Below are 20373 nucleotides of genomic sequence, written 5' to 3'. Positions count from 1 at the left end.
AAAAGGGGCAGGAATTTTACTCCGATTCCCTTTTATTCAGCTTCTCTACTTTTGTGACAAAGTATTTGGTATCACCTCTCCAGAAAAATTTGGTGAATTTTTCCTGATAGTGCAGTTGCACTCTTTCACCGGAAATTTGTGCTTCATTTAGGGCTTCTAAAACCTCCTCTTTTCCAGGATCTACTGAAAAATCCCAGGGATCATTGATTGTGCCTACATCCAGCTGGCCTTCATGTGTTTTAAATAATACCCCTCTTTTGCTAATTTTCATTACGATACCGCCACGTGTGCCTGAACTGTAGTTGGCAAAGTAGAAAAATAAAAATACCAGAATTAATATTCCGATTACGCCAAAAATAATTTTCTTAAGTATGGATTTAAATTTTGGGTTCATTTTTTTCGAATTGAGTTAAAAAATTTTAGGGCAATTACCCTTTTTTATGGCTAGTGCTTTTATGTTGTAATTGTATGAGTTGTAAATATAAATTTATGTAACTAATTCTTGAGGAAAATGGGGAAAATTCCTGTATTATCTTTTTTGAATAATATTCTGTAATCTTAACCCAATTGTTCACTTGTGCTAGAATATGATTTTCAATGTCTTGCTGAATTTCGAACGCATTTCCAATAACATTTAGACGCTGTTTAGATAAAAAAGTCTAAGAGATAGCTTTGAACCAGAAATAAGGAATTAAACAAAAAAAGGATGCCGAAGCATCCTTTTCCTAATTTCAATTCTCAGAATAATTATCCAGATCCACACTATCCACATTGAAAAATTTAATCTGTTTATTGTCATCCAGTGTAATTCCCACCACGGAATCTTTGGAGATTTTTCCTGCCAGAATCTCTTTCGAGAGTTCATTAAGTACTATATTCTGCAAAACTCGTTTCAGTGGCCTTGCCCCATATTGAGGATCAAAACCAACTTCTCCTACCATATCCATCACTTCAGGGGAAGCTTCCAACACAATACCCGACTCATTCAGTCTTTTCTGGATTTCTTTAAACTGAATCTCCACAATTTTCCTGATATCTTTCTTGGTTAATGGCTGGAACATAATCAATTCATCAATCCTGTTCAGGAACTCCGGCCTAACCGATCGCTTCAGTAAATCAAAAACCTCACTTTTGGTTTCGGCAATTACTTCTTCCTTATTGGTCTCATTCATTTTACCGAAACTTTCCATAATAATATGTGAGCCAATATTGGACGTCATGATAATAATGGTATTTCTAAAATTCGCCACACGTCCTTTATTATCTGTCAGCCTGCCATCGTCAAGCACTTGCAACAAGATGTTGAATACATCCGGGTGCGCTTTCTCAATCTCATCCAGTAACACTACCGAATAAGGCTTCCTTCTCACAGCTTCGGTCAACTGTCCACCTTCATCATATCCCACATATCCGGGAGGTGCGCCTATTAGCCTGCTCACCGCATGCCTTTCCTGAAACTCCGACATATCGATTCTCACCATTGCATTTTCATCATTGAACAGGTAATCGGCCAAAGCTTTGGCTAACTCCGTTTTACCCACACCAGTTGTTCCCAGGAAGATAAATGAACCAATCGGTCTTTTAGGGTCCTGCAAACCAGCCCGGCTTCTTCTTACCGCATCTGAAATGGCACTAATCGCCTCTTTTTGTCCGGCAACTCTTCTGCCCAATTCAGTCTCCAGATGCAATAGTTTTTCCCGATCACTTTGCAACATTTTATTCACCGGAATCCCGGTCCACTTAGAAACCACATCGGCAATATCTTCAGCTGTAACTTCCTCTTTTAAAAGCGGTTTGTTACCAAGTTTATCCGGTAACTGATTTTGCAATTCTTCCAGTTTTTCTTCGGCCGCCTTAATTTTCCCATACCTGATTTCCGCTACCGCACCATAATCTCCTTCTCTTTCAGCCCTTTCTGCCTCCACTTTAAAATGCTCGATATCTTCCTTGGCTTTCTGTATCCCTTCAATGACTTCCTTCTCACTTTTCCATTTGGCAGTTAAGCTGTTTTTGGTTTCGGATAATTCAGCGATTTCCTTGGATAAAATACTTTCTTTTTCCTTGTCTTTTTCCCTTCTAATGGCCTCCCTTTCAATTTCCAGCTGCATAATTTTCCGCTGAATCTCGTCCAGTTCTTCAGGTAAAGAATCAATTTCGATTCTCATTTTAGAGGCAGCTTCATCCATTAAGTCAATGGCCTTGTCAGGCAAATACCTTTCGGTTATGTACCGATTAGAAAGTTCCACTGAGGCAATGATGGCATCATCTTTTATCCTTACCCCATGATGCACCTCATATTTTTCCTTAATTCCTCTCAGAATAGAAATGGCATCCGGGACAGAAGGCTCATTAATCATTACGGTCTGGAATCTTCTTTCCAGTGCCTTATCCTTCTCAATATACTTTTGGTATTCATCCAGGGTAGTGGCCCCAATAGACCTGAGTTCTCCCCTTGCCAGTGCAGGTTTTAACAAGTTGGCTGCATCCATGGCCCCATCTCCACCAGATCCGGCTCCAATCAATGTGTGGATTTCATCAATGAAGAGCACGATTTGCCCCTGTGCATCCACTACTTCCTTGATGACTGATTTCAATCTTTCCTCAAATTCACCTTTATACTTGGCGCCAGCCACCAAAAGTCCCATATCCAGGGCTACAATTTCTATGTTTTTCAGGTTTTCAGGCACATCTCCATCTACTATTCGCTGGGCAAGTCCTTCGGCAATGGCTGTTTTTCCCACACCCGGAGTTCCCACTAGCATTGGATTATTCTTAGTCCTTCTGGATAAAATTTGTAAAACCCGCCTGATTTCATCATCTCTTCCGATTATTGGGTCGAGCTTCCCGGATTTTGCCAGTTTGTTTAAATTCTGCGAGTATCTTTCTAAAGATTTGTATTTGGCTTCTGCATTCGGATCTTTTACATGGTCTCCTCCTCTCAATTCCTGAATGGCAATTTTGAGGTGTTTTTCATTAAAACCGAGTCCTTTTAGCAGACTGCCCACCTTGTCATTTTGCTGTAAAATAGCCAGCAAAATATGTTCTATGGCAATAAAATCGTCCTTAAATTCTCCTTTATATTTCTCTGCTTTACTAAAAATTTTAGCCAGATCATTAGAGAAATAAGGATTTTGTGCATTTGACTTTGGATAAGCTGTAACAATTGCTTCCAGCTGATCTTCCAGATAACTTTTATTTATGTTCAGTTTTTTGATAATAAAGGAAGTCAAATTTTCATCTACTGCCATAATTCCCTTCAGCAAATGACCACTTTCAATGATCTGCTGTTGGTTGGCCTGGGCTATATCAGCAGCTTTCTGAATAGCCTCCTGAGATTTAATTGTATAATTGTTGAAATTCATGACTTATAAATTTTTGGCTGAAAAAATACACTCTCTGGTGGTCCAGAGAAAGTGTTTCAATAAACCTTTTATCAAAATACCTTCCATTGGGGAATTTTCATATGTTTTCTGTCATTTTAACACGGAGGTAAATAAATATTCAGACAAAATTTCCTGATTATCAGTAATTTATAGGTTTTTAAGTGACAGAATTTCAGTAATTGAGATTTATTTTCCCGGAAGAACCAATCCATTCACATATTCCTGAATATCCGGGAAAAATTGCTGAAAGTCGGAGAGAAATGCCTGATAATCTTTTTCCAGGTCATGAAGGGCTAATTCAAGTTGGGTGGGTTCCAGTGTTCTTCTGTCAATTCCCTGGAGGGACTTTTGAATGCCCCAGAATTGCGCATAGTTTAAAAGCCAGTTCTGGCTCACCATGTATGGTAAAAAATTTTGGACTTTTAGGGGTAAAATTTCCTGGTGGGTGGTGAAAACCTCATACACATTCTGGCTAAAAGTTTCTAGGTCATCCATATGATAATTGTCCCAGTTGGCTGCCAGAAAGTGGTCATAGAATACATCTACAATAATGCCCGAATAGCGCCCGAACCGGGGTCTGAGTCTGTTGATACTTTCTTTTACCACCGGGTGCGTATCCGTGTAATAATCAATTTTTCGGTGGATGAGAATCCCTTTTTGAATTTCCTCCTCATAATTCAGATACTTTTTCCCTTTCACAAAATCCCCAATAAAGTTACCGATCATCAGCAAATCAGAGTTTTGGGAAAGATATATATGAGCAAGGAAATTCATAAGTGTTGTTTATGTAGAAAGATAAATATAATGAGGACTGGCTATAGTTCCAATTTTTGAAATAAGATAGAAATAACTTGAAATACTGTAAAAATAAAACCGTATCGGGTGATTTATGCAGCTTAGAAAATTTTGGTGCGGAAACCCTACATTTTCGTAAACACAAAGGCTTAAATTAAAATAAGTAACTTCTATCCTTCCCCCGACCCCTTCCAGAAGGGGTTAGGGGAAGGTTTTTAAAGTCTCACAATTCCATTGCAAGTATTAAACTGATACCATAGGAATTATTACAGCCCTTTTGTTTTTCTCACTAATCTAAGAATAGATTCTTCATTATTGAAATCAGGAATTTCATCCAGGGCAATCCATTTCAAATCAATGGACTCATCACTGATCACCAGTTGCTGCGATTTATCCGCCATGAATGCAAATCTGACATCATAATGAAAATGTGCCGGAACTCCTTTTCTTTCGGGAATCTCATGCACATCAATATCGAATATTTCCCGATTGACCTTCACAAAATTTTGAAGACCGGTTTCTTCCTCAGCTTCTTTTAAAGCCACATTCAAAATATCACCATCTCCATCACTGTGGCCGCCAGGCTGCAACCATTTTTCAAGCTTTTTATGATGGATAAACAGGGCAAATGTTTTCGATGGATCAATAATCCAGGCCGAACCAGTCACCTGTCCCTTCAGGTTCGATCTTAAAAAACAATCTTCATTTTCCTGAACAAAGGAAATAGTGCTTTCCAGCATAGCTTGTTCATGGGAATCAGTTGTAGTATAACTTTGAAGCTGGTCGAGTAGTTTTTTTCTGTGCATTTTAAAATTAGCTAATTGGCTAAAGTTTGTAACTGAAACCGAATGAGGAAGAGGTCAGATGAAGCAAAATGACCTAGTCATACTGCTGAGCAGCTTTTAAAAGCTCCTTTTTTATTTCTTCCCTCACTGGAGCGGGCTCTAAAACTTTCACCGCATTGCCATAACCCAAAATCAGATTTTTTAATTCAAAGTTGAATACCAAATCCAGTTCAATCCTGAGTTCCTCATCATTATCCAGTACAATGTTTTGTGAACTATGAATGGGTTGGGCTTTTACATAATTGCCCAAAAATGGCGTAAATGAAAGTACAATTTTTCCATGTTTTTCATTAAGAGCAGTAATCCCATAACAGTTCTTGAAGAAATTATCTGCGTCAAAACCTACTTTCTCCTTGGGTAGGTAGGTCTCTTCCAGTTTGGCAAAACTGGTGATTCTGTCTACTCCAAAAGTCCGGACTTCTTTGTATTCCACGACATAGCCTACCAGATACCAGAGGTTTTTAAACTCCTTCAGCAAATAAGGATGAACCGTATAGGCCTTGTCCTTTTCTGCATTAAATTTCCTGTATTCAATCTGGATGACATGCTGGTCGGCAATTACCTGAATCAACTGACTTAAATTGTCGCTGCCTTTGAAATAGGGAGATTTATCAATCTGGATAAATTTATCCACTGCCATGGAATCCCTGCCAAAGTTTCGGGTGATTTCCAGCCCGTCAAGTACTTTGTCAATCGCATTGGAAAATTCTCCGAAAATGGGCATAAACCTGAATTCTTCCAGAAATGTTTCCACAAAACCCAGTGCTACCAGGTTTTCTTCAGTGAGATTTACGGAAAGAAGCTTGAAAGAAGGATCTGCATAATAATACCCTTTCATTCTTTTATTATATTCAACAGGCGCATCGAATTCCAGCCGCATGGCATTCAGGTCTTTTTCGATGGTGGAAATGGATCGCACCCCAAATTTTTCCTCACAGGCTTCTAAAAGATCCTGCTTGGTAGGATACTGATGTTGCTTGTCCCGCAACATTCTGTCAATAAGTAAATACCTGAAAAAAGCTAGTTTGCTGCTTGGCATAGTCTGTTTTAAGGAATTTAAAAGGTTATTTTAATTAGAAATCAGACAAAGTTAAAATTATTCAATTTTGTCCTAACTGGTTGATAAAGAGATGGAATTTTACCAAAAAAAGAGGCATTGAATAAAATTCCTGAACTTTATCATGCCTAAATTTATAAAAACATCCTAATTGTCACTACCTTGAAGAATTAAATTCTGTTTGCCAGGGGTATGATATTGCCAACAAAAATATTTAAAGGAGCTTAATGGAGGAAAAAACACAGCAAAAGAAAGTTACACGAAAAGTTATTCACTACCTAATTGCCAATCATATTATCCGGAAAGAAAAGGGTAGGGATTTATTCAGTCAAACGGGAATTTATCCTAATGAAAAAGCCTGGCTGAAGTTTTTAAATCAGTCTTTGATGGTGTTGGGAGTGGTGTTTTCCGTGTGTGGGATTATCTTCTTTTTTGCCTACAATTGGACCGAAATGCATAAGTTTTTCAAGTTGGGCCTGATCGAGGCTGGTATAATCGGAGTAGCCCTGTTTATCTTTTTTAAAAAACCAGAAACTTTTGCCTTTAAAATCGGACTGACTGCCCTGGTTTTGATTACAGGAGCATTATTCGCCACTTTTGGACAAATTTACCAAACCGGAGCCAATGCCTACGATTTTTTTCTCAACTGGACTCTGGTAGTAACTATTTGGGTAATAATTAGTCGCTTCCCGCTCTTGTGGTTGATTTATTTGATTTTAATCAATACCACGGTAGTACTTTATGCCGAGCAGGTATTAAGGCACGATGAAGAAACCGAGTTATTTGTGGTGTTATTGGGAATAAACGGAGTTGTCCTGTTGGTTTGGGAATGGTTTTCTTATCATCAGAAAAGTTTCTCCAGGGCCCGTTGGTTTCCCAGAATTGTGGCGATGGCCCCAATATTAATCCTCACTGTTTTAACCAATTCGGGAATTGACAATAGTTTTCACAAATGGCCGGAAGTTTTGGGCGGGGTGATGTATGTACTAATGATACCCGTATGCTATTTCATTTATACCAAAATTATCCGGGATCTTTTTATCTTGGTTTTACTGGCCATTTCCCTCATTTCTGTTATCAATTTTCTGATTTTTGAAAAAGCTCCGGATGATCTTGAGGCATTTTTCCTTTCTGGATTTTTTAGTATTGCTATGACGGTATTGTTGGTTTGGCAATTCGTAAGGTTGGGAAAACAATGGAAAGAAGAGGTAGAATAAAAAGTGGAAACGCTGGATCAAAATTCTGAATCAAATAAGAAGAAATGGAAAATAATTTAACCATCAAAAAAATGACAGACTCCCTTCAGGAAGAGGGGATTGAAACCGGATTTACGGAAAAAGAAGATTTTTTGGATACCCTGGGAGAAGAAAAGGATGTGGGAGGCTGGTCTGTAAAAATATTTTCCATAATAGGTGCATGGATTGGGGCCTGTTTGTTTATGGGTTTTCTGTTTTTAGTACAGTTGTTTGAATCCACTTCAGGTTTATTTCTGGTGGGATTGTCTCTTACCATTAGTGCGGTGATTGGCTCTCATAAGTTTCGGAAATCTATATTTTTAGAGCCTTTTACCCTTGCTATGGGTATAATTGGCCAGATTTTGATTATTGCAGGAGTTGGGACCAGTGAGCTTTTTAGTGGAAGCCAATGGCATTACCTTTTTTGGGCAGGCGTTTTAGTGGAAGCCATCATATTCTACTTTACCTTAAATCCCCTGCAAAAATTCCTTTCCCTGTTGTTGATCAACATTTTTTTACTCAGTTTTTTCGGGATAGAAAAGCTTTATGAAGTGGTACATTTCATTGTGGGAATCCTGGCAATGAGCTTTACTTTTTTATGGCTTTATGAAATTGATATACTAAAAAAACATAAGCTGGCTTTTCAGAATTATTTCCCTGTTTTATATGCCATCATGACTTCCCTGATTGTAATTTTAGCATTTACAGTTAATAAGGATTGGTATTCTGAAATCGCTGAAGTGAATTTGTGGTGGATTTCTTCCATTTTCTTAATTGCCTGTTGTTTGTATACCGTCCATCATATTTTAAAGCATTTTCAACTGAACAGACATTATTATCTCATTCTAGGGCTTTCTATAGCGCTTTTATTACCCAGCTTTATAGCTCCCGGCCTGGCGGCTTCTCTGTTGATATTACTAATAGGGTTTTATAAAGGTCATAAAATCACGCTTGGCCTGGGACTCCTTTGCCTTATTTATTTTATGAGTGCCTTTTATTACAATCTCAACACAACCCTCCTCATTAAGTCATCATTGTTATTTACTTCTGGTGTATTGTTTTTTAGTGGGCGGTATATTTTGAATTATATTTTCAGAGTGGAGGGGATATGAGTAAAGTCTTCAGATTTGTGAAAATCGCCAATAAAGCGTTTTGAGGATACAAAGGCAAATTCCTCTATCGAGACAGTTCAGGATTTTCCAATGTTAAGTTTTTAGTGAAAAGGGAAAAAATCCCTCTTTTCGTTTTAATTTAACATGTCTTTATTGTTAATTTTATGTGAACTGAAATATTTTTTATTCATATTCCATTCACATCTAATGCAAAAGAATGTTTACCCTCTTCTCCTTATTATTTTAGCTTTCATTTCTTCCTGTGAATCTGATGTTTTTAGTCCCAGGGTTTTACCGGCTCCTTTACTTCAGCCTCAAAAATCGAATCAAACAGAAAGCCTTAGATTTGGAGGTTTGTTTCATACCCGCTCTACCGTTTGGGATTTGGCTGGTGCTGAGGAACATTATCTTAAAAACTTTGATATCAGACATTATTCAGCACTGGATTCTATTGTCTTTTCCCCCATGATCAGTGCAAACGACAGTGAAGGCCAGGTGTATGTGGAGTTGTTTAACCTAACCGATAATGTTCCGATTATTAATTCCCGATTGACCAGCCGCTCAGGCAGTTTCGATCCGGTGTTTACCAGAAATATTCTGCGTTATTTCCCTTCTAAAAAAATTGACCTTGCCCTTAGAATAAAAAGTGAAACAGGTGAGGAGGTTTCCGGTTATTTTGCGAATTTGTTTGTTTATAAGTCTGTTGTGGAGTAAAGTTTTTTAGTTCCTTCATTCTTATTAAATCTATTGAGGTAAAAATTGTAAAATTAGACAACTAAGAACATAAAAAAACAAGGGAATCCCGATGGAATTCCCTTGAGTAAGTTTTAAACTAAAGACAAAAAGCAACTTATAAATCCATTTACTTTTTGGATTAAAAAGTAATTATTTTATTGACCACATTTTGGTATTGATGTCATCGGCACCCTGCCTTGAAATGGCTTCCTGGTAATTGTCACCATTCAGCGTTTGTTGGTCATCAGGGTATAAAAATCTAACAGGAACTTCATCTCCATTTACATTGTCAGGACCAGGCTGGATAAATGAAGGAAGTCCGGTTCGTCTAAAATCATACCATCCTTCAAAGCCGGTAAGGAAGGAATTGATCCATTTTTGAGTTATAATGGTTTCCAATTTTCCATCGTATGCTACACCGTCCTGTGCTAAGTAAGCATCTGTGTCCTGAGCTACTTCCCAGTATTCGAAAGAGGCTTTTACACCATTTTCATAAAATGTTTTGGCATCACCGGAAATCCATTCTTTTTGTGCAGCTTCCGCTAATAAGAATTGTAATTCCCCATAGGTCATTACAATGGCATCTACGGCATTTGGCTCTTCATAAAGAATTTGCCCGCATCGGGAAACGTTTAATGCCCCGCCATTGTAAGTGGACGCATTATTTTCACTCAAACCATTAGGCATGCCGGAGAATACCGGATCAGCTGAACCAATGCTTGCATCAGTTGGCCGAAACCATCTTGATAATCTTTCGTCATTAAATTGGTTCAACCGGTCTTCTATGGTGTGGCTTAGTCTGTATTCATCGAAAGAACCTACTCTGTATACGTGTACAGGCCAGGTACTGGGCTGCGATCCATAATACTCCATTACCGCATTATCTTCGTTTCCTTCAAAAATTGGCTCATTGGCAACAATAGACTGTAATTCTGCACTCACATCTTTTTTGTTGGAGATTCTTACCAGAAATCTGATCCTTAAAGCATTGGTAAACTTTCTCCAGTTTTCAATATCGCCATCAAAAAGCAGGTCTCCTCCCTGGATGCCTTGTCCACTTTTGAAAAGTTCGTTAGCAGTAGCCAGGTCCGCAAGAATGCCATTGTAAATATCTTCCTGAGCATCATATTTAGTCTGGAAAATTCCATCAGATTTACCACTGATTGCCTCAGAATAAGGAATATCCCCCCAATTGTCAGTTAGTAAAGAAAAAGTCCAGGCTTTCATGACCAGAGCCATTGCCTGATAGCTTTGGTTTCCCAGTTCAATACTTATCTCCTCCAGGTTTTTAATATCCCTTAAGTTGCCATAGTAAGTATTCCAAAGACCTGATTCACTTCCCCATAAATATCTATCGAAATCGGTGAAGTTAATTTTTGCAGTATGTTGGGCTATAATATTACCTTTATTCCAGGAAGCCAATGCAGTTTCATTTGCTCCAACATAAATTACCTGAGAAAGTAATAAATCCGGAGTGACATTGATTGGAATATTTGGGTTTGTATTAATTTCTTCAAATTGGCTGGTACATGCTCCAAGGCATATCATGATCCAGCTGATTAATAATATCTTTTTCATTATTTATTTTTTTAATGAGATTTAAAGGATTGCTAAAAAGCCATTCCTCAAAAACAAATTATAATTTAAAGCTTAAGTTAAATCCAACACTTCTTGAGCTTGGAGTAGCCATATCTTCAACACCCGGCACAATTGTTCCTCCATTAAAAGACAGCGTTTCAGGATCGAAGTGAGGATTTTCTGTCCATAAAGCAAGGTTTCTTCCCACTACCGCAAGAGACAGATTGTTTACCACTCCACCAAACAATGATTTTTTGAAAGTGTACCCAAATTTTACCTCTCTAAGCTTCAGGAAGGTAGCATCGTACATACCCACTTCTTCATTTCCTCTGTTGTATCTCCACCAGTAATAATCTCTGCCACTAATTCTCACATCATTTGGTCGGAAAGATCCATCTTCATTTTGAATTACACCCTCCGAAATAATTCCCTCTTCTCTACCTACTGCAGTGAAATCCATCATACCGGAAGTACCACCAATCAGAACAGTTCTTGAATTCACCACCCCGCCATGTCTGTAATCGAAAAGGAAATCGAAATTAAATCCTTTGTATCGGAAGGAATTGTTTAAACCAACCATAAAATCAGGATTGTAATTTCCAAGATTTTTCAGGGTGTTATCCCTTTTAGCAAAACCATTTTCATCATGAATCACCTGACCTTTGTATTCGCCTTCCTGTACAGTCTGGAAGCCAGTACCGTAAACATCACCCATTCTTTCTCCTACCTTAGCCAACACCTGAACATAGTTAGAAGAAATCTGGTAAGTTTTCAACTCATCCGTAAGACTCAATACTTTTCCTCTGTTTCTGGTATAATTCACCCCAATATTCCAGTTGAATCCAGAGTTGGATTGAATAGCCGCTACATTGATCATCGCCTCAATCCCCTGGTTTTCTATTTCACCAGCGTTAATCACCCCTGCACTATATCCTGAAGTAATATCCAAAGGCACCTGAAGAATCTGATTCTTCGTGTTGGTTTTGTAATAAGTGAAATCAACCCCTAACCTTCCATTAAAGAATCTGATATCAGTTCCTAATTCAATTGAAGAGGCCTCTTCCGGCTTTAACTTGTCATTTTTCAAAGTACTTGATTCACTTACTCTTGGGGTACCTCCAAATGGCTCAAGGAAGTTATATCCACCCACTAATTGGTAAGGATCAGTGTCATTTCCTACTTGTGCCCATCCTGCTCTTAACTTAAAGAAGGAGATGAAGTCTGGGAAAGTAACCATATCAGAAACAATTCCACTAAGGGAGACAGATGGGTAGAAATATGACCATTGTCCTTGTGGTAAGGTACTTGACCAGTCATTTCTTCCGGTGATGTCAAGGAACACCATGTTTTTATAGGCCAGATTGGCAAATCCATAAAGACTGTTTACTCTTTTCTCCGAATCGAATTGCGTTTTTGCCAATGGAATTCTACTGTTTTCGAAATTGTAAACATTTGGTACATTTAGCTCATTTGCGCTTATTCTGTTATATCTGTTTACATTTTCTCTTCTATTTCCACCAAATGAGGCCGTTAAATTCCAATTACTGCTAAGTGCTTTGTTGTACGTAAAAAGGAAGTCATAATTTCTTTCTTCATAGAAAAGTTTGTCTTCTCTGTACTGACCTCTGGCAAATCTTTGAGTAGAAAAAGCTCTTTTCCCAACCCTTAATTCATTATAAAAATCCGTTCCTGCTCTCATCATTAATTTCAGGTCTTTGGTTAGGTCAAAATCAAGTCTGAAGTTTCCGAATAACCTGTCTCTGTCGAAAGCATTGGTATTTTCATGCATGGTTAAATAGGGGTTGTCATGCCAGTTGTAGTTATAGTTAAACTGCTGCACCCCTTCCAAACCCGGCTGCCAGTAATCTCTTAAACTATTCATGTCAATCTGACGGCCAAACCATACCCACAAATACATGATGTTCTCAGTACCATAGGAGTTATTTGGTCTGTTATTACTGCGGCTATCTACATAATTCACAGAAGCAGAGGCCTTAAACCAGTCTGTTAATTTGTATTCTGTACTGAAAGCAAGGGTATTTCTCATCAGGTCAGTATTGGGCAAAATTCCCGTATTTCTTAAATCAGTATAAGATAACCTGAAACTTGCTTCATCATTAGAAGAAGAAAGGGCCACATTATTAGTAGTGGTCACACCAGTTTCAAAAAAGTCTTCGATATTATCAGGATGGGAAATCCATGGAGTTGGGGTAATGGCACCTCTGTCAATACTTGGGTGACTGTCTCCGCCTCTATATCCATTGGCAGTTGGAGAATCGTGTTGTTTGATTTCCTTCCATCCACTTGGAGTACTTGGGTCTCTTACATCCAGTTTTGGGCCCCAGCTTTCGTCAATATTGTCGTTTACACCACCACCAAAACCATCGCCAAATTCAAATTCTCCACCGGCACCCTGTCCGTAAGAGTTCTGATATTTTGGGATTCTTAATGGGTTTTCAAAAGTTACATTGGAGTTTACACTTACACCAATTCCCTTTTGTCCTTTTCCGGTTTTGGTCTGAATGATGATTACACCATTCGCGCCTCTTGAACCATAAAGCGCAGTTGCATTAGCACCTTTCAAAACTGAAATAGATTCGATGTCATCAGGGTTGATGTCTGCAGCACCATTACCATAATCAGTTTCCATATTTCCTTCAGCACTATTGCTTGAAGTATTGTTGGAAATTGGAATACCATCCACTACAAAAAGTGGAGAATTATTTCCGGGAATTAATGAGGATTCTCCCCTGATGGTAATCATTGCGGTCGATCCTACTCCGGAGTTACCGCCAGTCACCTGAACACCAGCCACTCTACCAGCAAGTGAATTCACCACATTGGCTTCCCTTGCCTGGGTAAGTTCACTACCCTGAACTTCCTGCACCGAATAGCCTAAGGCTTTTGTCTCTCTTTCTACCCCAAGCGCTGTTACTACAATTTCGTCCAGTTGTTTGGAGTCTTCAATTAAGGTAATCTCAAAATTACTTTGGCCCCCAATCATTCTTTCTATAGACTGGAATCCAACATAGGAAAATAAAATCGTTTCGGAATTTTCCGGAACGTTCAATTTGAAAGCACCTTCAATATCTGTTACCGTTCCAATAGTGGTTCCCTTTACCAAAACACTTACACCAGGTAAGGCTTCTCCCGCTTCATCAGCTACCTTTCCGGTTAAGGTTTTTTCCTGAGCGATAGAGGCAAATGCCACCATTTGCAGGATAATTAATAGGTAGAACTTCCTGAAAAAATTTACCGGAAGCCTTTTTAAGAGTAATGAATCATTCATAAATTAAGTGGTTTTAATTAAAATATAGGTTTCAGTTTATGCAATAGAGTCCTGGTTGTACTATTGGATTTTTTTGTCCAATAGTACAGGATATGCTGCTCCAGGGGCAGTGTTGTAACAACATTGCCAGCTTTTTACTTTTTATGCTTGTTTAAAAATTATCGAGGAATCTATTTCCTTTATTACAAGGAATTTAAGCGGGAATATTAGACAGTATAAAAGATGTTTGTATATTGTTACTTTATCTCCGTCTTCCCTTTTTTAATTGATTCCATATGTTAATTATCGCTGGTAAAAGCTTTTTTGATAATTATCCTCTCCAGGTTCTATTCCGGTAGTTAAACCGGATTCCCAAACAAATTTGATGATGTGATTTTCATTTAAATTAGTGTTTTCAGTCTGATTGATTTTTTTGCAAATTTAACTGGGTAAGCCCTGGAATTCCTTGTTTCAGCCCTTTATCAATTTGTTAAATAATAATGACCGGAAATTCATGAGCAATTCATATTTATGATAATTTCAACACAAAATTTTAACATACTTCAGGCTAATGTTAAGGGAATTTTACTTTGGTGGAAAACAGGAAAATTTTTGGGGTAAAAACTATTTAGTTGGAAGCTTGTTGTTAATATTAAACCAAGGAGATTCCTAAAAATGAAAATCTTATTAACAGGCGTAACAGGTTACATCGGCAAAAGACTTCTTCCCGTATTGCTTGATCAGGGACATGAAGTTATTTGTGGGGTAAGAGAAAAATCCAGGTTCCCATTTTCCGACTATCCTGAACGGGTAACCGTAGTGGAAGCTGATTTTTTACAGCCCGAGTCTTTGGAAAAATTACCTAAAGACATAGATGCGGCTTATTACCTGATCCATTCCATGGCGGCATCTACTACAGATTTTCAAAAACTGGAAACAGCTACTGCAGAAAATTTTGTAAAGTACATCAATCAAACCCAGGCCAGGCAGATTATCTACCTGAGCGGAATTGTAAATGAAGAACACCTTTCCAAACATCTGGATTCCAGAAAAAATGTGGAAGAAATCCTAAAGCAGGGATATTGCCCGGTTACTATTTTAAGAGCGGGAATTGTGGTAGGATCGGGAAGTGCTTCTTTTGAGATTATCAGAGATTTGGCTGAAAAGCTGCCTTTAATGATCACTCCGAAGTGGGTAAAAACCAAATGCCAGCCAATTGCCATATACGATGTAATTCAATTTCTGACCGGAGTGATTTTGCATGAAGCTACACTCAATAAAACGTTTGATATTGCCGGTCCTGAGGTGCTTACTTATAAGGAAATGCTTTTGAGATATGCTCAGGTTCGTAAACTAAAGCGATGGATTTTTAGTGTACCGGTCATGACTCCAAGACTCTCTTCCTACTGGCTATATTTTGTAACCGCTACTTCCTACAAGTTGGCCATCAATTTGGTGGATAGCATGAAAATTAATGTAATTGCCAGGGATAATAAACTGGCCAATATCCTCAATATTCATCCACTGAGTTACAAAGAGGCTGTCGTTCGGGCTTTTCGAAGAATTGATCAGAATATGGTAGTATCCAGCTGGAAAGATGCCCTGAGTAGCAGTAACTTTGATGTAGAACATCTGGAATATATTAATCCTCCCACAAACGGCTGTTTTATTGATCAAAAAAGCTTGTTGATTACTGGTAAAGTTGAAAAGGTGATTGAAAATGTGTGGGCCATAGGAGGGGAAAGAGGCTGGTATTATGCTACATGGCTTTGGAAAATCAGGGGCTTTATCGATAAATTGTTTGGAGGAGTAGGCTTGCGGAGGGGCCGGACAAGTCCCACCGATATTTCCAATGGAGATGTAGTTGATTTTTGGCGGGTTTTATTAGCCGATAAGCAAAAAGGAAAATTATTGCTTTATGCTGAAATGAAACTTCCCGGAGAAGCCTGGCTGGAATTTTCCATTTCAAAAAAGGATGGAACAAATTACCTTCACCAAAGGGCTATTTTCCGTCCATTGGGGATTTGGGGAAGGTTATATTGGTACCTGACCATGCCATTTCATTTCTTTATTTTTGACAAAATGATATACAATATCGTCAATTTCAACCTTGAGGATAAAATTTTGCTAAAAACTTAATACCGGAGGAAGATACCTGGCGATCAAATCCTGGTAAAATGGTTTGAGTGCTTCGGAATCGGGTGGAACAGGGTTTTTAGAATATAAATCATAAGGATTAAAAAGCTTCACCCATTCAAACATTTCTCGGTCATGATCATCCATTAAATGATCGTAGGCATTTTCACGATGCTGTGCATAAAATGAATGATAACGGATCATGTATAGTGCAGGTTCAGGCAGATAATCTTTAAACATTTGATATAAATATTCATCATGCCCCCAGGACATTTTCACCTTTTTTAGTCCACAATGAGGGGAATAAATGCCATATCGCGAATTGAAATTAACATTATCCAGATCAGGGTTATCATTAAAAAATTCTGGATAAACAATTTTTTCGGAAAAGGCACAACCTACCGGAAAGGTATCGCCTACCACTGCCCATTGAGGTTCATCAAACAAACAAAGTACTTTACCCAAATCGTGCAAAAAACCAGTGAGTACAAACCAGTCGGGGTGACCATCTGCTCTTATGGCCTCGGCAGTTTGTAGCAAATGTTGTAACTGATCCAACTCAATATCAGGATCGGAATCATCCACCAAAGTATTTAAATATTCAAGTGCCTCCCATACCGGCATTTCTTTTTTATCAAACTTCAGAAAATTTCTCTCTTTTTCTTCTACAAAATCATAAGTCTGGTATTTGTGATTGAGCCGGTAAAATTCTCTTACGGTATCTCTTTGCGGGTTATCGTAATCGCGGTATTCGGCTTTGGTTTTACTGGTTTCCGGATCTGGATATCTCACTAATAGATCTTCTTCCCATTCTTCCAAATCTTTTAAAGGCTGCTTTTCATTTTCAGGAATAGTCATTTTAAGTTTTGAATTTGATGACGTATTTCTACAATTTAATAAAATTTTTTGAAAAAAACTTTGCTTTGAATTGGCCGGAAAGGGCTACATTTATTTTTTTCAATAGGATTTTTTAGAAAGAATTAAACTATTTTTAGACGCATGAAAATAAAGGGCAGGGAAAGTCAGACTGGTGGTTGGAAGTATTGCATAAAAAATTAGTAAATAATTGAGGTTTACCTTTATTTTGCGCCTCCTTAGATTTTGGAGAGAAATTTAATGGTGTAGTTAATTCATTGGATTTGAGTGGCTTGTGAGATTTGATCTCCTAGAAATTGAGGTGTTTCAATAGATTTTTAAAAAAATCCTGTTAGGGTGAACACCAAAGAATAATTTAATTAAACTTTGCTGACTGTCTTTAAAGGATTATCGAAAAGACAATCATTTTAAAAAATTAAGAAGATATGCGAAAATGGCGTATTGAAGATTCCGCTGAACTTTATAATATTAATGGTTGGGGAATAAATTATTTCTCAATAAATGACAAGGGAAATGTAAGTGTTTGCCCAAAAAGAAATGGAGTAGAAGTAGACCTGAAGGAATTAGTTGATGAATTATCATTAAGAGATGTGGCGGCTCCGGTTTTGTTGCGTTTTCCCGATATCCTGGACAGCAGGATCGAGAAAATGTCGAGATGTTTTAAAATTGCAGCCGAGAGTTATGATTACAAAGCGGAAAGTTTTGTGGTTTATCCCATAAAAGTAAACCAAATGCGCCCGGTGGTGGAGGAAATTGTGAGTCATGGAACAAAGTTTAACATTGGGTTGGAAGCCGGATCAAAACCTGAATTACATGCTGTAATTGGCATAAATACAAATAATGACAGCCTGATCGTTTGCAATGGCTATAAGGATGAAGATTATATAGAGTTGGCGCTTTTAGCTCAGAAAATGGGAAGGAGGATTTACCTTGTAGTGGAGAAATTAAATGAGTTAAAATTAATTGCCAAGGTAGCCAGGCAACATAAAGTAAGACCTAATATTGGAATCAGGATAAAACTGGCCAGTTCGGGCAGTGGAAAGTGGGAAGATTCCGGTGGAGATGGCAGTAAATTCGGGCTTACTTCCAGTGAATTGCTCGATGCACTTGATTATCTGGAAAGGTACGAAATGAAGGATTGTCTGAAACTGGTACATTTTCATATAGGCAGTCAGGTGAATAAAATCCGGATGATCAAAATTGCTTTACGAGAAGCATCCCAGTTTTTCGTGCAATTACACAAAATGGATTTTAAGGTGGATTTTGTAGATATCGGAGGCGGTCTTGGGGTAGATTATGACGGAACCCGGTCGGCCAATAGCGAAAGCAGTGTAAATTACAGCATTCAGGAATATGTGAATGACGCCATTTCCACTTTTGTGGATGTGAGTAATAAAAATAACATTCCCCATCCTAATATTATTACAGAATCTGGACGGTCTCTCACTGCTCACCACTCCGTTTTAATATTTGAAGTGCTGGAATCGGCCAGTTTGCCCAAGTGGGATGATGATGATGAAGTGAGTGAAAACGACCATGAACTGGTGCGGGAATTATATGCCCTTTGGGATACGCTCAACCAGACTAGAATGCTGGAAACCTGGCATGATGCCCAGCAAATCAGAGAGGAAGCATTGGATAGATTTAGTCTGGGATTACTCGAACTCAAAACCAGAGCCCAGATTGAAAAATTATTCTGGTCTATAGCGAGGGAAATTCATAAAATGACAGGAACTATGAAAAATGTTCCGGATGAATTATACAGTTTGCCGAAATTGCTATCGGATAAATATTTCTGTAATTTTTCCCTGTTCCAGTCTCTTCCAGATTCCTGGGCGATAGGACAGATTTTTCCAATAATTCCTATTCAGCGACATGATGAACGGCCAAATTCTTCCGCTACTTTACAGGACATTACATGCGATTCTGATGGGAAAATAGACAATTTCATTTCCACCAGAAACCGGTCTTATCATTTGCCAGTCCATCAGCTTAAAGCAAAAGAGTCTTATTATATCGGTGTGTTTCTGGTTGGGGCTTATCAGGAAATTTTGGGGGATCTGCATAATTTATTTGGGGATACCAATGTAGTCCATGTAACTGCAGATGATAAGAAATATAAAATTGATCAGATTATTGATGGGGAAACTGTGGCTGAGGTATTGGATTATGTGCAGTATAATTCTAAAAAGCTTGTGAGAAATGTGGAAACCTGGGTAACCAGTTCCATGAAAGCTGGCAAAATCTCTACTCAGGAGGGCAAGGAATTTTTGTCCAATTACCGATCAGGATTGTATGGGTATACTTATTTGGAGTAAATAAAACTCATTAATTATCATTGATAAAAGGGCAAATCAGCAAAACTGGTTTGCCCTTTCTATTTTCCACTCAACATAAATCCCTGCCGTTTAAAATAATTTTCTTAAAATAATTGACTGTTGACACAACCTGATATACATTTGTAGTGTATTAGTTTAGTAGTACACTAATTTTCTAACAAAATGATAAACATACAGGACTTATCGTATAGCTATACCAAAAAGAAAAAGTTGTTTGATCAACTTTCTTTAGAACTACCTTCCGGGAATATATATGGTTTGCTGGGAAAGAATGGGGCTGGAAAATCCACTTTATTAAAAATAATAGCCGGGTTGCTTACCCCTAATTCGGGAAGTTGCGAAGTTTTTGGTTTTGCCCCTTTAGACAGAAATCCCTCCTTTTTAAAGGACATCTATTTTATTTCTGAGGAATTTCATGTCCCTCCGGTGAAGATTAAAACTTTTGTAAATGTTTATGCGCCATTCTACCCCAATTTCGATCATGAAGCTTTTAACAGAAATATTGCGGAGTTTAGTCTTCCCACTGATCAGAAACTTTCGAATATGTCTTACGGGCAGAAAAAGAAATTTTTGATTTGCTTTGGGCTGGCCACCAATTGCAAATTATTGATTCTGGACGAACCTACTAATGGACTGGACATTCCATCGAAGAGTAAATTCAGGAAAATTGTGGCTTCCAGTATGTCAGATGAAAGAAGTTTTATCATTTCTACTCATCAGGTAAGAGATATGGAAAACCTGATAGATCCCATCATAATTGTGGACAATGGAAAGATTATTTTCAATTATTCATATGAAGAAGTAACCCGAAAGCTGGCCTTTAAAACAGAAATTGAATTAAGCAATCCAGATTACACACTTTATTCGGAATCGGCACTGGGTGGTTATGCAGTGGTGACTGAAAACCAGGCTAATGAAGAAACGGAAACTGATTTGGAAACCCTGTTCAATGCAGTAATTAGCAATAAGGATAAAGTTTCTGAAATCTTTAATAAGTAAGTCTTTTTTAAATTT

General features: G+C 38.0%; 14 protein-coding genes. 6 read left to right on the top strand and 8 right to left on the bottom strand.

Features of this window, described 5'->3' with window-relative positions; all coding sequences use genetic code 11:
* Positions 1 to 16: 16 nt before the first annotated feature.
* The 5 genes from A3EM_RS0116020 to A3EM_RS0115995 form a co-directional block, all read right to left on the bottom strand.
* Positions 17 to 394, bottom strand: a complete 378-nt coding sequence (locus tag A3EM_RS0116020; RefSeq protein WP_020529243.1) for a hypothetical protein — start codon at positions 392 to 394, stop codon at positions 17 to 19.
* Between the two features lie 337 nt (positions 395 to 731).
* Positions 732 to 3362, bottom strand: a complete 2631-nt coding sequence (gene clpB / locus A3EM_RS0116015) for an ATP-dependent chaperone ClpB (RefSeq protein WP_020529242.1) — start codon at positions 3360 to 3362, stop codon at positions 732 to 734.
* A gap of 207 nt (positions 3363 to 3569) precedes the next feature.
* Positions 3570 to 4157: an acyl carrier protein phosphodiesterase gene (locus tag A3EM_RS0116005; RefSeq protein WP_020529240.1), complete on the bottom strand. Its 588-nt coding sequence runs from the start codon at positions 4155 to 4157 to the stop codon at positions 3570 to 3572.
* A gap of 287 nt (positions 4158 to 4444) precedes the next feature.
* Positions 4445 to 4984 carry an NUDIX hydrolase gene (locus tag A3EM_RS0116000; protein ID WP_020529239.1) on the bottom strand — a complete coding sequence of 180 codons (540 nt, stop codon included), beginning with the start codon at positions 4982 to 4984 and terminating at the stop codon, positions 4445 to 4447.
* Between the two features lie 73 nt (positions 4985 to 5057).
* Positions 5058 to 6062, bottom strand: coding sequence for a helix-turn-helix transcriptional regulator (locus A3EM_RS0115995; protein WP_020529238.1), 1005 nt, complete (start codon positions 6060 to 6062; stop codon positions 5058 to 5060).
* Between the two features lie 245 nt (positions 6063 to 6307).
* Between A3EM_RS0115995 and A3EM_RS42600 the strand changes: the two genes are divergently transcribed.
* From A3EM_RS42600 to A3EM_RS0115980, 3 genes are all read left to right on the top strand, one after another.
* A complete protein-coding gene (locus A3EM_RS42600) occupies positions 6308 to 7297 on the top strand; it encodes a DUF2157 domain-containing protein (RefSeq protein ID WP_020529237.1) in 990 nt (329 codons plus the stop codon).
* A 44-nt stretch (positions 7298 to 7341) separates the two neighbouring features.
* Positions 7342 to 8427, top strand: coding sequence for a DUF4401 domain-containing protein (locus tag A3EM_RS0115985; protein WP_020529236.1), 1086 nt, complete (start codon positions 7342 to 7344; stop codon positions 8425 to 8427).
* Between the two features lie 207 nt (positions 8428 to 8634).
* On the top strand, positions 8635 to 9141 hold the full coding sequence (locus tag A3EM_RS0115980) for a hypothetical protein (protein WP_020529235.1): 507 nt from the start codon (positions 8635 to 8637) through the stop codon (positions 9139 to 9141).
* Positions 9142 to 9312: 171 nt separating this feature from the next.
* Here the strand turns inward: A3EM_RS0115980 and A3EM_RS0115975 are convergent, their stop codons facing one another.
* Both A3EM_RS0115975 and A3EM_RS0115970 read right to left on the bottom strand, forming a co-directional pair.
* Complete coding sequence (locus tag A3EM_RS0115975) at positions 9313 to 10740, bottom strand: SusD/RagB family nutrient-binding outer membrane lipoprotein (protein WP_020529234.1); 1428 nt, start codon at positions 10738 to 10740, stop codon at positions 9313 to 9315.
* Between the two features lie 58 nt (positions 10741 to 10798).
* Positions 10799 to 14029, bottom strand: a complete 3231-nt coding sequence (locus A3EM_RS0115970; protein ID WP_020529233.1) for a SusC/RagA family TonB-linked outer membrane protein — start codon at positions 14027 to 14029, stop codon at positions 10799 to 10801.
* Positions 14030 to 14683: 654 nt separating this feature from the next.
* On the opposite strand from A3EM_RS0115970, the gene A3EM_RS0115960 reads away from it, so the two are divergent.
* Positions 14684 to 16147: an SDR family oxidoreductase gene (locus tag A3EM_RS0115960; protein WP_020529231.1), complete on the top strand. Its 1464-nt coding sequence runs from the start codon at positions 14684 to 14686 to the stop codon at positions 16145 to 16147.
* Here A3EM_RS0115960 and A3EM_RS0115955 read toward each other — a convergent pair.
* A complete protein-coding gene (locus A3EM_RS0115955) occupies positions 16136 to 17002 on the bottom strand; it encodes an inositol oxygenase family protein (protein WP_020529230.1) in 867 nt (288 codons plus the stop codon). The two genes, A3EM_RS0115960 and A3EM_RS0115955, sit on opposite strands and share 12 nt — an antisense overlap.
* A gap of 443 nt (positions 17003 to 17445) precedes the next feature.
* Between A3EM_RS0115955 and speA the strand changes: the two genes are divergently transcribed.
* Positions 17446 to 19338, top strand: a complete 1893-nt coding sequence (gene speA / locus A3EM_RS0115945; RefSeq protein ID WP_020529228.1) for a biosynthetic arginine decarboxylase — start codon at positions 17446 to 17448, stop codon at positions 19336 to 19338.
* Between the two features lie 183 nt (positions 19339 to 19521).
* Complete coding sequence (locus A3EM_RS0115940) at positions 19522 to 20358, top strand: ABC transporter ATP-binding protein (RefSeq protein ID WP_020529227.1); 837 nt, start codon at positions 19522 to 19524, stop codon at positions 20356 to 20358.
* Positions 20359 to 20373: the final 15 nt, after the last annotated feature.

This window comes from Flexithrix dorotheae DSM 6795, from assembly GCF_000379765.1.
Lineage (GTDB): Bacteria > Bacteroidota > Bacteroidia > Cytophagales > Flammeovirgaceae > Flexithrix > Flexithrix dorotheae.
The sequence above is the reverse complement of the archived record's forward strand: the minus strand, read 5'-3'. Positions and strand labels throughout refer to the sequence as shown.